Source organism: Geothrix sp. 21YS21S-2, from assembly GCF_030846775.1.
GTDB lineage: Bacteria > Acidobacteriota > Holophagae > Holophagales > Holophagaceae > Mesoterricola.
The window spans coordinates 4,627,915-4,641,615 of the sequence record NZ_CP132910.1 but is presented as its reverse complement, the minus strand read 5'-3'; the positions used below and the strand labels follow the sequence as shown (position 1 = coordinate 4,641,615).

Here is a 13,701-nt window from a genome sequence, read left to right as displayed (position 1 = left end):
CTCGCTTTCAGATTGCCGACAGGGTGCGCCGCGCAAGACAGCGGATGTACGCGGGGTCGGCGGCCGGGGCGGGGAGGCGCCGGTAGCTGCGGACGCCCGCCTTGAGCGCCACGTCCCTGAAAAGGATATCAAGCTCGTGGAGGGTCTCGATGTGCTCGGTGACGAAGCTCACGGGGAGGACGATGATGTCCTTCCCGCCCAGGGTCCTCAGCACCGAACCCAGCTCGGGCTCCAGCCACTTGATGGGGCCCACCTTGCTCTGGTAGGCCAGCCGGAACCCGCCGGGGATGTCGCCCACACGGGCCTTGAGGGCCTCCACCGTGGCCTCGATCTCCCGCTGGTAGGCGTCGCCCTGCTCGATCTGCCTTGCCGGCAGGCTGTGGGCTGAGAAGACCACGGTGGCGCCGGGCACTTCGCGCAGCGCGGCCTCCAGGGGCCCCGCGAGGCTCTCCAGGTAGTCGGCGTCGGTGGCGTAGTGCAGGACGCCGGGCAGGACCTCCATGCCCAGGGCCCTGGCCTCGCGCTCCAGCTCCACGAGGCTGGAGCCCGTGGTGGCCTTGCAGTCGTGCGGATAGAGGGTGACGGGCACGATGCGCCGGATGCCCTGCCCCTTCAGCGAGCGCAGCACGCCCGCGGCCCGGGGCGAGGTGTAGCGGAAGGCGATCTTCACGGGCTCGGGGCGTCCGGCTTCGCGCAGCGCGGTGCGCAGCGCCGCGGCCTGGCGCGCGGTCTCCCGCAGGATGGGGCTGCCGCCGCCGATCTCGTCGTAGCGGCCTTCCACTTCCTTCCTGCGCCCCTTGGACAGCAGGGTGGCGAACAGCGGCTGCAGGAACGCGGGGCCCGGGAACTTGATGATGTCCCGGTCGGAGAAGAGGCGGTAGAGGAAGCCCTCCACGTCCCGGGAGCGCAGGGGGCCGCCCAGGTTCAGCAGGACGACGGCGGTGTCAGGCTTCACACCGTTCTCGAGAACGGGGTGCTGGCGGCCAGCTTCTTCAGGTAGGCGTCGAAGGGCTGCACGATGTTGCGCACGAAGCGCCGGCCCAGGGGCGTGATGAAGACGCCCTCGTCGCGCACCTCGACGGTGCCGAAGGGCACCTCGGCCCTGAGCTCCTCGATGGCGCCGGCGAAGTGGACCGGGCCGTCCACGCCGAAGCGCTGGCGGAGGTCGTCCCAGCGCAGCTCGAAGGTGCCCATGAGCTCGTGGATGAGCCAGCGGCGCATGAGGTCCTCCCCGTCGAGGCGGTGGCCCTTGTGCACGGAGAAGCGGCCTTCGGCGATGTCCCGCTCCCACTTGGTGAGGATCTTCTCGTTCTGGGAGTAGACGCCGGCCACGTTGGAGATGGCGCTGGGGCCGAAGCCCAGGAGGTCGGAACCCGCGGCCACGGCGTAGCCCATGAAGTTGCGGATGAGGCGGCCTTCCTTGACGGCCTTGGCCATCTCGTCGCCGGGGCGGGCGAAGTGGTCCATGCCGATGGCCACGTAGCCGTGCTTCTCCAGGATGTCCACGGCCAGGAGCAGGAGGTCCAGCCGCAATTCGGGGCTGGGCAGGGTCTCGGCGGGGATGCTGCGCTGGTAGGGCATGACCGAGGGCAGGTAGGCGAAGCCGTAGATGGCCATGCGGTCGGGGTTCAGCTCCAGGGTGCTCTCCAGGGTGCGCCGGAAGGTGGCCATGGTCTGGCCGGGCAGGCCGTAGACCAGGTCCAGGTTCACGCCGGGAAAGCCCAGTTCGCGGGCCTGCTTGACGGTGGTCAGCGTCTGCTCCCAGGTCTGGCCCCGGGTGATCAGCTCCTGCACGTGCTCGTCCAGGTCCTGCACGCCGAAGGACACCCGGTTGAAGCCCATCTCGCGCAGGGCGGGAAGCTGGTCGGGCTCCAGGAAGGTGGGGTCCACCTCGATGGAGACCTCGGCCCCGGGCAGCAGCGGGAAGCGGTCGGTGATGAGCTTGAAGGTGCGCTTGAGGTCGGCCACGTTCAGGTAGGTGGGCGTGCCGCCCCCCCAGTGGAGCTGGATGGCGCCGCGGCGGGTGGGCAGGTGTGAGGCCCACATCTCCACTTCGGTCTCCAGGGACTTCAGGAAGCCGTCCACGGGCGAGTAGTGGGGGCTCACCACCACGTTGCAGCCGCAGTAGGAGCAGCGGCGCTTGCAGAAGGGGAGGTGGGCGTAGAGGGAGAGCGGCTCGGGGTCGGCGTCGGCGCGCGCCAGGGCCTGGGCCACCTCCTCCTGGGGGAACCCCTCGGACCACACCGGCGGCATGGGGTAGCCGGTGTAGCGGGGTCCGGGGCGGTCGTAGTGCTTGATCAGGTCGGAGAGGGACAGGGCCATCTTCGGAACCTCCAGAGTCCATTTTCGCAGATAAAGGGGATGATTCCGGTCAACTATCCCTTGACCGCGTCGATCACCGCACCCACCACCGCCGGGTCCGTCTCGGGCAGCAGCCCGTGGCCGAGGTTGAACACGTGGGGGGCGCCCTTCATCACCTGCACGATGGCCTTGGCCTTGCGGACGGCCGTCTCTTCGCCAGCCAGCAGGGAGGTGGGGTCCAGGTTGCCCTGGAGCACCTTGCCGGGGAACTGGGCCCGGGCCTGGGCCATGGGGACCTGCCAGGACACCGCGAAGCCCTCGCACGGAAGGGTCCCGAGGCTGGCGGGGAGGATGCCCCGGGGGAAGTAGAGCCGGGGGGCGCCTTCCACCTGCGCGAGGGCCCGGTGGGCGGCGGGCAGGGCGAAGGCCTCGAAGTCCTCCCGGTCCAGTTCCCCGGCCCAGGTGTCGAAGAGCTGCACGCCCTGGGCGCCGGCGCCGATGTGGAGGTTGAGCAGGCGCGCCGAGGCGTCCGCGAGGCGGTCCAGCCACTTGCGGGCCTTCTCGGGCTCCTGGTGGAGGTAGGACTTGGCCCGCACCCAGTTCTTGCTGCCCTTGCCCTCCATGCCGTAGGCCAGGAGGGTCCAGGGGGCGCCGGCGAAGCCCAGCAGGGCCTTGTCCTCGGGCAGGGCGGCGCGCACCTTGCGCAGCGCGGCCTGCACGGACTCGAACACCTTCTCGTCCAGGAGGATGTCCGGGTCGATCTGGTCCAGGGTCTTCGTGAGGCGGGGGCCCCCCTCGGGGATCACCACGCCGCAGCCCAGGGCGTCCAGGATCACCAGGATGTCCGAGAAGATGATGGCGCCGTCGAGCTTGGGGAAGCGGCGCACCGGCTGGAGGGTGACCTCGGCGGCCAGGTCGGAGTCGTAGAGCAGGTCCTCGAAGGTGGCCTTCTCGCGGATCTTCCGGTACTCGGGCAGGAACCGCCCCGCCTGGCGCATGAACCAGATGGGGGGCGTGGGCAGAACTTCACCCCGGAGGGCGCGGACGAGCTGAGGAGTCATGGCGGTTCCGTTCTAGGCTTCGTTCTTGAGGGCGGCGGCGACCACGCCGATGGCGCGTTCGACGTGGGCCAGCTCCTCCTCGCCGTGGGCGGCGGAGAGGAAGGCCACTTCGTAGCCGGAGGGGGGGAGGTAGACGCCCTCCTTCAGCAGAAGGCCGTGCATCCTGTTGAACCGGTCGATGGCGCCGGACTCCACGCGGTCGGCGCGCTTGACGCCGGGCTGGAAGAGCGGCCACAGGAGGCTGCCCACGCGGGGCACGTGCAGGCCGGGCATCTTCTCGAAGGCGGCGGCCCACTGGGCCCCCTTCTGGTCGAGGTCGCGGTAGAGGTTGGGCGTGAGGCGCTCGAGGGTGGCCAGGCCCGCGGCCATGGCCACGGGGTTGCCGCTGAGCGTGCCGGCCTGGTAGACGGGGCCGTCGGGGGAGATGACGGCCATGATGTCCTTGCGCCCGCCGTAGAGCCCCACCGGCATGCCGCCGCCGATGATCTTGCCGTAGGTGACCAGGTCGGGGGTGATGCCCAGGAGCTCGGCGGCGCCGCCGGGGGCCACGCGGAAGCCGCTGATGACCTCGTCGAAGATCAGGACCACGCCGTAGGCGGTGCACAGCTCGCGCAGGCGCCGGAGGAAGGCCGTGTCCTGCACCAGGAGGCCGTTGTTGGCGGGGATGGGCTCGATGATGGCCGCGGCCAGCTCGTGGCCGAGCTTGTCGAAGGTGGCCTCGAGGGCCTCCAGGTCGTCCAGGCTGATGACGGTGGTCAGGTCGGCGAAGCCCCGGGGCACACCCGCGCTGCTGGGCTCGCCGAAGGTGACGAGTCCGGAGCCCGCCTTCACGAGCATCGCGTCGCTGTGGCCGTGGTAGCAGCCGTCGAACTTCAGGATGCGGTCGCGCTTCGTGAAGCCGCGGGCGGCGCGCAGGGCGCTCATCACGGCCTCCGTGCCCGAGGACACGAAGCGCATCTTCTCCACGAAGGGGACCATCGACTTGATCCGCCGGGCCAGGGCGATCTCGCGCCGGCTGGGGGCGCCGAAGGTGAGGCCCTCCTGCATGGCCTCCACGGCGGCGGAGATGATCTCGGGCACGGCGTGGCCGAGGATCAGCGGGCCCCAGGACATGCAGAGGTCCACGTAGCGGCGGCCCTCCTCGTCCTCGAAGCGGCTGCCCCAGGCCTTGCGGAAGAACTTCGGGGTCCCGCCCACGGCGCGGAAGGCGCGCACGGGACTGGAGACGCCGCCAGGAAAGTGGGTGAGGGCTTCCTGGAACAGGGTGTCGTTGCTCATGGTCAGATCCACTTCTTCTCAAGGGCCTCGCGGGCCACGTAGGTGACGATCCAGTCGGCGCCCGCGCGGCGGATGGCCAGCAGGTGCTCCCTGAAGAGGTTGGCCTCGTCCAGCCAGCCCATGCGGGCCCCGGCCTTGACGCTGCTGAATTCGGAGGAGACGTGGTAGGCGGCGATGGGGCAGAGGGTCTTCTCCCGCAGGCGCCAGATCAGGTCCAGGTTGGGCATGGCGGGCTTGACCATGAGGGCGTCGGCGCCCTCCTCCAGGTCCAGCAGGGCGTCGCGCAGGCCCTCCCTCGCGTTCCTGGGATCCATCTGGTAGCTGCGGCGGTCGCCGAACTTCGGGGAGGAGTCCGCGGCCTCGCGGAAGGGGCCGTAGTAGGCGCCGGCGTGCTTGATGGCGTAGCTGAGGATGCCGGTCTGGGTGAAGCCCTGGGCGTCCATGGCCTCGCGCATGGCGCGGATGCGGCCGTCCATCATGTCGGAGGGGGCCACCATGTCGGCGCCGGCCTCGGCGTGGGCCACGGCCATGCGGGCCAGGATCTCCACCGACTTGTCGTTGACGATCACGGGGCCGTCGTTGACGCCGCAGTGGCCGGTGTCGGTGTAGGCGCACAGGCACACGTCGGTCATGACGATGACGTCCGAGCCGAACTCCTTCTTCAGGCGGCGCACGGTCACGGGCACGATGCCCTCGTGGTCGTGGGCGGCGTGGGCGTCGGAGGCCTTGTCGGAAGGGTCGGGGACGCCGAAGAAGAGGTGGCTGCGCAGGCCCAGCTTCAGGTCGGACTCCACCTGGCGGACGGTGGCCTCCACGCTGTTGCGGGAGATGCCGGGGAGGCTGGAGATCTCGGTGGAGTCGTTGCCGGGCTGCACGAAGTGGCCCTGGATGAGGTTCCGGGCCTGGACGGTGGTCTCGGCCACGAGGTCCCTCATGGCGTTGGTGGTGCGAAGGCGGCGGGATCGGATCAGCATGGTCAACCTCGTGAAGACAGGAGTTGCTGCAGGGCGGACAGGTGGGGCTCGCACCAGCCATGGGAAGGATATCCCACTTGGGCGAAGGCCCGGTCCGTTCGTTCACCCCAGGCCAGGCGCAGGCGGTCCCCGGAGAGGGGGCCCAGCACTTCGGCCTGGAGGGGGCTGAGGGCCAGCATGGCGTCCAGATCCGGAAGCTCCGGCGGGGGGTCCAGGGGCACTTCCCGGTGGGTGATCCAGGGGAGGACGGTCCACGGGGTGCCCCTCAGGGCCTCCTCCAGGTGCTCCCGGCTGCGCTCGGCCCGGGCCAGGAGGAAGGTCCCGCCCCCGGGGAAGCGGTCCTTGAGCAGCTGCACGAGGCCCTCGGCCTGGGGGATCGCGCTGGTGACCACCTGCCGGCCCTCCAGGGCCCGCGCGGTGGCCGCGCCCTGGGCCAGGCAGGGCACGCCCGGAGGGATCTGGGCGAGCCGGGCAGCGGCCGGGCTGAGGACGATGACGCCGTCGGGGCGCGGATGCGGAGCCGGGGCGCCGGTCGCCTCGAGCGTGGTGACCCGGAAGGTGACGGGTTCCCAGCCCGCGGCCGAGACGGCCCGGCTCATCGCGTCATCCTGGGCGCGGGCGAGGCCCACGCGTTTCACAGCCCCAGCCCCCGGAGGACCTCGGTGACGAGGACATCCTCATCTTTGCTGCGGGACTGGCCCCACCGGATTCCGTCCGGCCCCGCGTAGGCGGCCTGGAGATGGAAGCCGCCGGCCTCCTCCACGCAGAGGGCGCCCAGCGGCTGCTGGCAGCCGCCGCCGATGCCCCGCAGGACTTCCCGCTCGAGCGTCACGCACTTCAGGGTCGGGGCGTGGTGGAAGCCCTTGAGGGCTTCGATGATGGCGACGTCTTCCGCCCGGCATTCCGCCAGGAGGGCGCCCTGGGCCGGGGCCGGGAGCAGCTCCCGGGGCCCGAAGGGCCGCACGTCCAGGCCGGCGAGGTCCAGGCCCAGGCGGCGCAGGCCCGCGGCCGCCAGCACGGTGCCGTGGAGGGGCTCGTCGCGCAGCAGGCCGTCCTTGACCCGCTGGAGCCGGGTGGGGACGTTGCCGCGGATCCAGGTGAAGGAGGCCTTGGGAAGGGCCTGGGAAAGGAACCGCAGGCGCCGTTCGGAGCTGGTGCCGATGACGGGGTTCTCCGGGGCGTCGGGGCGCATGACGAGCCAATCGGCCGAGTCCTCCCGCTCCGGGACGCAGGCGGTGACGATCCCGGCGGGGCGGTCCAGGGCCACGTCCTTGAAGGAGTGGATGAGGAGGTCCACGTCCTTGCACAGGAGGGCGTCCTCCAGTTCCTTGGTGAAGAAGCCCGCGCCCTCCTCCTTGCCCAGGGGGCCGGCGAGCCACTGGTCGCCGTGGGTGGTGAACCGCTTCCAGAGGACTTCATGCCCGGCCGCACGCAGGTGGGCCACCAGGTCTTCCGATTGCTGCACGGCGAGGAGGGAACCCCGCGTGCCCAGTATTATTTTCATCGTCCTTCCAGGGCTGGCTCACGGTGGAGGTTGAGGGCCCGGAAGGCGAGCGTGCGCCCCCGCTTGAGGAGGGCCTCCAGGGCTTCCATCTGGACGGGGTCGAGACCGGCGAGCACACTACCGGGCGCGACGGCTTCCGCCTCCAGGGCCTCCCAGGCTTCCGTGAGGCGATCCTGGGCGGTGCGGTTGGCGTGCTTCTGGATCCGGGCGTCCGCGCGGCGCCGAAGGCGCTCCACGGCGCCGACGATGTAGGGCTCGGCGTGCACCGCGGCTTCCCGCCGCTTCATGCGCCCGCCCTCGGTCTCCGCCAGGAAGGTGGACAGGTCCACGCGGGTGACCCAGGGGATCTCGTCCATCTCGGGTTCGGTGTCGTAGGGGAGGGCCAGGTCCACCAGCCTCACGGGGGGCCGGTCCAGGCGCTCCCAGTTGCCCTTGGTGAAGATGGGGGCCGAGCTGGCGGTGGCCGTGACCACCGCGTCGAACCCCTCGGGATCCATCTGGAGCTGGGCCAGGGGCACCAGCGGCAGGCCGAAGGCCTCGGCCTTGGACAGGGTCCGGTTGCTCATGGTGATCTGGAAGCCGCGCTCGGGCAGGCGCTGGGCCAGGTACCGGCTCATGGGGCCGACGCCCACGATGGCGACCTTGGCGCCCGGGGCCAGGGTCGTCTCCAGGTGGCGCAGGGCGGCGGTGGCCACGCTGGCGCTGCCGTCGTCCAGGCCGATGCGGGTACGCAGGCGCTGGGCCTCGCGGAGGATGTCCTCGAAGGCCGCCTGGGCCTCGTGGCCCGCGGTGCGGGTCTCCTTGGCCGTCTGCAGGGCCTGCTTCATCTGGCCCACGATCTCCCGGTCGCCCAGGTTGGCGCTGTTGAGGCCGGTGGCCACCTCCAGCAGGTGCCGCCAGGCGGCCTCCCCCTGGAAGCACTCGATGTCGGGGTCGAAGCCCAGCGTGGTGCCGTCCCCGCCCCAGAACATGAAGATGACCCGCTGGCAGGTGGCGAGGTAGACCAGCTCGCAGGCGTCGGAGATGCGCCGCCACATGAGCAGGTGATCGGCCAGATGCGCACGGACCACGTTCCTGGCCACAACCTCTGGGTCATGCCTCGGTATGTAGTAGGAGTAGAGAACAGGATCCATGGGCCGCCATTTAGTCTGTCTAAGGGATCAGGGTATCTTAAATTATTGAATCGACCGAACCGGAAAGTTCACGTTCCGGCGGGAGTCCCGGCGGGTCAAGAGCAGGGTAGGCAGGTAAATTCCCTTTCGCCATATTGTTTTCCCATCGACCGGAGGAAAGGATGAGGAAAGGCGAAAAAAAAGGGTATTGATGGCCATCACAGGGGTCTAGGGTTCCAGGAGCCGTCCGGGCATGTCCGCCAGACCGTACACCGCCACCGCGAGGATGGCCGAGTTCCGGGCCAGGTCCTCCTTGTTGATCTTGTCGAAGGTGTCGGCCTTGGAGTGGTGGACCTCCCAGTACTTGGACGTATCGTGGTTCATGCCCAGGCCGGGGACGCCCACCATGACCGAGGGCTCGATGTCCACGCCGCCGTGGCCCAGCACCAGCCGCCCCGCCTCCAGGGGCTCCAGCATGGGCCGGAGGCCCCCCAGCACCGCCAGGGCCTTCTGGGCGTCCGGGGCCCTGCCGCCCTCCGGGGCGTGCAGTTCCAGGGAGAAGCCCCGGGCCGGGCCGTTGCCCGAATCCGTCTCGATGGCCGCGACGTGGTCCTTCAGTTCGGCGCGGTGCAGGGCCAGGTAGCCCTCCCCGCCCCGGTTCCCGTTCTCCTCGTTGGCGAAGAACACCACCCGCACGGTGCGGGCGGGCTTCAGGCCCTGCTCGCGGATGAGGCTCGCGGCGGCCAGCGACAGGATGCAGCCCACCCCGTCGTCCTGGGCCCCCTGCCCCACGTCCCAGGAATCCAGGTGGCCCCCGACCAGGACGATCTCGCCCGGCCGGGTCGCTCCGGGAAGCTCGCCCACCACGTTGGCGGCCTCGGCGTCGGGAAGCGTCTCGCAGCCCATCTCCAGGTGGACCATGATGCGCTGCCCGCGGTCCCACATCCGCCTCATCATCATGGCGTCCTCCACCGAGACCGCGGCGGCGGGAATGGCCGGCGCGTCGGCGTCGTAGTGGAGGGTCCCGGTGTGGGGCGTGTCGTAGCTCAGGGAGGCCACGGACCTCAGCAGCATGCCCACCGCCCCTTTCCGGGCCGCGGCGGAGGCGCCGGAGAAGCGCATGCGCGCGCCGGGGCCGTAGCCCCTGAAGGGGGACTCGAACAGGACGATGCGGCCTCTCACCTGGTCGTCCTTGAGCCCGGCCAGCTCCTCGAGGGAGGCGACCACCACCACGTCGGCCGTGATGCCGCCCTTGGGCGTGGGGACGCTCATCCCCAGGCCCAGGATGGACACCTCCTTCAGGTTGGGAAGCACCATCCAGGCCGACTCCTGGTTCCGCACCCAGTGGGGCACCATGACCTTCTCGGCGTGCACGTTCTGGAGTCCCGCGTCCCGCATGGCCTGGAGGCCCCAAAGGACGGCCTTGTCGTAGTTGGCGGAACCGCTGAGGCGGTGGCCCACGTCGTCGCAGAGCGAGGCCAGGTTCCGGTAGGCCCTGTCCGAGGCCAGCGCCCGCGCCGCCAGGGCCGAGGCCTGGGCCCGGACCTTCGCCAGGGGGTCCTCCGGCGTCGTGCCCAGCAGGGCGGACGCACCGAAACCCAGGGCGAGAAGCAGGGAGAGGGAACCGCGCATGAAGCCTCCGTCGATGCCTCATTATGTGCGGTATCCACCCCCCTGCCTACCGTTTGGGCGGCGGCGGCTCCCCCTTGTCCTGGAACCCCGGGAGGATCGCCCGGAAAAGCCCGTTCCCGATGAGTCTCCGGATGACCTGCCACTCGCTGGTCTCCGGCGCCCGGGTGGAGCCCGAGATGTGGACGACCGTGGCCACCGAGCGGGAGGACCGGTTCTTGAAGAGCTTCCCGAGGAACTGGAGCACGTGCATCTCCACGCGCTTCCCGAAGCGCTTGTCCTTGTCCTTCGCCTTGTCGTAGACCTGGAGGTTCTTGATGAGCGGCTTCACGTAACCCTCCACCCGGCCATCCTTGACGGTGAGTTCGGTGAAGAGGGAGAAGGATCCCGCGGCCACGTCCACCCCCGCGTGGGCCATGAGCATGTCGTTGAGGCTGGGCAACGGGGCGTCGTCCAGCTTGAAGTGGACATCAAAATCCGCCGTTTTCGCGGAGCCCTGGAATTTCCCGGAGAGGGAGGTCGGGCCGCTACCCATGAATGTGCCATGCGCTTGAAAGGGCGATGGACCGTGGCCGACTTGGTTGTTCAGGTTTTCCAGTTTCAGGTTCACCTTTGTCATGAATACCCGGTAGTGCGGCTGGGTCGCCTCGTTCAGGAACCCCACCTGGCTGTTGGTGAGTTTCAGGGTGTCCAGCCGGAGCTTGAGCTGGGGGGCGTTCCGGAGCTTCCGGGCCAGCTTCACCGCCTGTTTCCCATGCTCCTTCTCGACGGCCACGGTGGCCAGGCTGTGCACGTAGTCCACCCGCAGGTCCTCGAGGTGCATCTCCGTGAGGTGGGCCGTCTGGCCTTCCGGGGTGCTCTCCACGTCCCCGTCCAGGGAGAGGAAGCCGCCCGTGGTCTTGATCTGGTAGGCCTGGGCCAGGGGATTCAGCCGGTCCAGGGGCACCCGCTCCAGGTGGATCCTCCCCTGGGCGGCCACGTAGGGCTCCCGCAGGAAATCCGCCGATCCCTGGAAGCGCAGCTTGCCGGTGTCGAACATCAGGCCTTCCAGGCTGACGGGGGAGGGGTAGGTGCCCCTGGCCGCCGCGATGTTGCGGATGTTCAGGGCCAGCAGGGAGATCCGGGTGAGCTGCAGGGGCTTGCTGGCCGTGTCCGCGGAAAGGTAGAGCAGGGAGCCGTTCCGGACTTCGACCCGGTCGAGCTTGAACGGGAAGACCGACTCCACGGCCCGCTGCCAGCCCCGTTCCTTGAGGCTCACCCGGCTCCGCACCTCCTCGGTGGCCTGCGCCAGGTCGATGTGAAGCGCGGGGCTCTCCAGGGTGAGGTTCCCGGCCACCTTGAACCGGAGCAGCTCCCTGAGGAGCAGCGAGAAGCGGAGCGAGCCGAAATCCGCCACGGGGGGGACCGGATGGGTGTTCTGGGCCACCACCACCTGGTCCAGGTCGAAGGCCAGGCGCCAGAGGTGGGGGTGGGCCCGGGCGATGTGGACCGTGTAGCCCTTGAGCTGCTGGTTCATGGTCCGCTCGGCCCAAGCCTGCATGGGCCGCGCGAGCAGCCGGTCCACGAAGCCGAGCGTCAGGACCAGGGCGAGGCCCAGGGCGCCAAGGGCCGTGCGAACGGGATGGGCCCGGCACCGGGCCTTCATCCTGGCCAGGAGAGGACCCCAGCCTGGGACTCCCGGGAGAGGATCCGATTCGGTGTCCATGGGAGGCCTGGTTTTCATGGGGCACAACAGGAGAAATCAAGAATTGTAAAAAAAAGGCATGAAAAATCAGCCCGGATCCATGATCTCACACATGCGGAATTCCCGCGGGAAATGCACGGATCTGCTTTTTATCTTTTCCAGTCGGGTAGGCCGGGGAGCTTGCGCCCCCGGCCCCCCTCAGATCCGGACGTGCGGGACTACCGCATCCGGCTCCTCGTCACGGTCGCTGAGGACGTAGTTTCGATGCGTAACTGATGGCTGGGGCCAGTGGGAACCGAGCCAGAAGCTTGTTCATGCGATCCCAGGTCATGCGGGCCCGCTGGGACCTCCGGTTGAGCCATCCACGCCACCTTCGCCCAACTTCATAGCGGAAGTGCGCCAGGGCCCTGGAGTTCCCCGTGATCCCGTAATACCTGAAGTGACCGACCAGTTTCTGGTTGATCGTCCGCCATTGCTCGCGCACCGGGAGGTGGCGGTGTTTGGCCATCCACTCCCCGATCTTCGTGAGCGCCCGACTCATCCGGCTCTTCGCGGTCTTCCGCTTCACCACCCACCGGCCGTTCTTGGCCGTGGCCCAGTAGTGGGTGAATCCCAGGAAGTCGAAGTGGCCTGGTCCCCCATTGGGGTCCCTGGGCTCCCTCGGCTTCCAGAACTCCACCAGCCGGGTCTTATCCGGGTGGATCGTCAGGCCATACCGCTCGAACCGCTTGGGCAGGACTTCCATAACCCGCTTGGCATCCTCCTCCTGGGCAAAGCCCATCACGAAGTCGTCCGCGTAGCGCACCAGGAAGGCCCGACCCCGGAGTCGGGGCTTGACCTCCCTTTCAAACCACACGTCCAGCACCTCGTGGAGGTAGATGTTGGCGAGCATCGGACTGACCACCCCGCCCTGGGGCGAGCCGGTTTCCGGGTGCGTGATGCATCCTTTCTCCAGCACGCCCGCGTTGAGCCATTTGCCGATCAGGCGCCTCAGAACGCCGTCCTTCATCCGCAGGTCAAGGATTTCCCGCAGCTTCCCGTGGTCCAAAGTATCGAAATACTTACGGATATCCACGTCAAGCACCCAGCCTCCCCCCATGTCCATCAACCCCTGCCAAATCGCCTCCAGCGCCATGTGCGCGGAGCGCCCGGGCCTGAACCCGTAGGAGCAGTCCAGGAAGTCCTGCTCATAGAGCGGTTCCATCACCATCACCACGGCCCTTTGCAGGACCTTGTCTTCGAAGGCGGGAATGCCCAGGGGGCGTTGGCTGCCATCCCCTTTCGGGATGTAGGTTCTCCGGACTGGAGGGGCCTTGTAGGTGTCGCCGTTCTTAGCCCGGTTCAGGAGGCTCTGGAGGTTGGACTCCAGGTTTTCCCCGTATTCCTTGCCCGTCACGCCGTCCACCCCGGTCGCCCCATCCTTGCGGGTGCGCCCGAAGGCTTCCTTCATCCAGTCCAGGTCCATGTGGTAGGCCAAGGAGGTGAAAGCCACCTCCGGGTGGATCCTGGCCAGTTCTGCGATCCGTTGTTGTTTCGTGGAGACGCTGTTGGATGTCATTGCACCCATTATCTTTCCCTTCAACGGTTCCGTGATCCGGCAGCTCCTTGGCTCCAGCGGGTCCCGGCGGCCCGGTTCCCCGCGATCATCGCTACTATGAGCTGCTCCGACTTCCGGCCACCCCTCCCGCGCTCCTTCGTTTCCTTCAGTTTGCGGTACCGCCCTGTGCCGGCTGTTCGCTCCCGCCGGGGGCGGCACCCCCCGGCGAGCCTGGGTTCGTTTTACGTGGCTTCCCTCACCACTGGGTTGTTGGCGGAGATGGCTGGATCTCCCAGGTTCCTGGGGAACCCCTGTGCACGTGCCCTGCTCTATGACCCCGGTGGGACCCTACGGTCAGGCCCTTGCGACCTTCGGGTGCTGTCTTCCGATCGGAGAACGGCGTCGACTCCCACGGTTGGATGCTTTCGGGGCTCCATCACACGGCCCATGCACTCCCTGTCTACGCTTCACGAGGTCGGTCGCCCTTCCCCACGCAAGACTCGGTTCCGGCTGCTGGCCAGCTTTGCCGGGCGGGGCTTGCTGCCTCCCCGCTGGGCTCCATTGCGAGGTTTCAGTCTGTCTTAGGTCATCCATCCTCCTCGCCCAGGCTTGGCCTGGCGC

11 protein-coding genes are annotated in these 13,701 nt (G+C 68.8%); all 11 read right to left on the bottom strand.

Going from position 1 to position 13,701, the window contains the following annotated elements; all coding sequences use genetic code 11:
* Nucleotides 1-7: 7 nt before the first annotated feature.
* Nucleotides 8-955, bottom strand: coding sequence for a ferrochelatase (gene hemH / locus RAH40_RS20440; RefSeq protein ID WP_306599480.1), 948 nt, complete (start codon nucleotides 953-955; stop codon nucleotides 8-10).
* Entirely contained in the window at nucleotides 952-2,322 is a 1,371-nt protein-coding gene (gene hemN / locus RAH40_RS20435; protein ID WP_306599479.1) for an oxygen-independent coproporphyrinogen III oxidase, read from the bottom strand. Before hemN ends, hemH begins: the two co-directional genes overlap by 4 nt.
* Nucleotides 2,323-2,375: 53 nt before the next feature.
* Nucleotides 2,376-3,362, bottom strand: coding sequence for a uroporphyrinogen decarboxylase (gene hemE, locus RAH40_RS20430; protein WP_306599478.1), 987 nt, complete (start codon nucleotides 3,360-3,362; stop codon nucleotides 2,376-2,378).
* Between the two features lie 12 nt (nucleotides 3,363-3,374).
* Nucleotides 3,375-4,640: a glutamate-1-semialdehyde 2,1-aminomutase gene (locus RAH40_RS20425; RefSeq protein WP_306599477.1), complete on the bottom strand. Its 1,266-nt coding sequence runs from the start codon at nucleotides 4,638-4,640 to the stop codon at nucleotides 3,375-3,377.
* A 2-nt stretch (nucleotides 4,641-4,642) separates the two neighbouring features.
* Nucleotides 4,643-5,614, bottom strand: coding sequence for a porphobilinogen synthase (hemB, locus tag RAH40_RS20420; RefSeq protein ID WP_306599476.1), 972 nt, complete (start codon nucleotides 5,612-5,614; stop codon nucleotides 4,643-4,645).
* A 2-nt stretch (nucleotides 5,615-5,616) separates the two neighbouring features.
* Entirely contained in the window at nucleotides 5,617-6,252 is a 636-nt protein-coding gene (locus RAH40_RS20415; RefSeq protein WP_306599475.1) for a uroporphyrinogen-III synthase, read from the bottom strand.
* A complete protein-coding gene (gene hemC, locus RAH40_RS20410) occupies nucleotides 6,249-7,118 on the bottom strand; it encodes a hydroxymethylbilane synthase (RefSeq protein WP_306599474.1) in 870 nt (289 codons plus the stop codon). Before hemC ends, RAH40_RS20415 begins: the two co-directional genes overlap by 4 nt.
* Entirely contained in the window at nucleotides 7,115-8,188 is a 1,074-nt protein-coding gene (locus tag RAH40_RS20405; RefSeq protein WP_306599473.1) for a hypothetical protein, read from the bottom strand. Before RAH40_RS20405 ends, hemC begins: the two co-directional genes overlap by 4 nt.
* A gap of 270 nt (nucleotides 8,189-8,458) precedes the next feature.
* A complete protein-coding gene (locus RAH40_RS20400; protein ID WP_306599472.1) occupies nucleotides 8,459-9,862 on the bottom strand; it encodes a M20/M25/M40 family metallo-hydrolase in 1,404 nt (467 codons plus the stop codon).
* Nucleotides 9,863-9,908: 46 nt separating this feature from the next.
* On the bottom strand, nucleotides 9,909-11,504 hold the full coding sequence (locus RAH40_RS20395; protein ID WP_306599471.1) for a DUF748 domain-containing protein: 1,596 nt from the start codon (nucleotides 11,502-11,504) through the stop codon (nucleotides 9,909-9,911).
* Between the two features lie 277 nt (nucleotides 11,505-11,781).
* The gene (gene ltrA, locus RAH40_RS20390) at nucleotides 11,782-13,101 is read right to left on the bottom strand and encodes a group II intron reverse transcriptase/maturase (protein WP_306597942.1); all 1,320 of its coding nucleotides are present in this window, start codon (nucleotides 13,099-13,101) and stop codon (nucleotides 11,782-11,784) included.
* Between the last annotated feature and the right edge of the window lie 600 nt (nucleotides 13,102-13,701).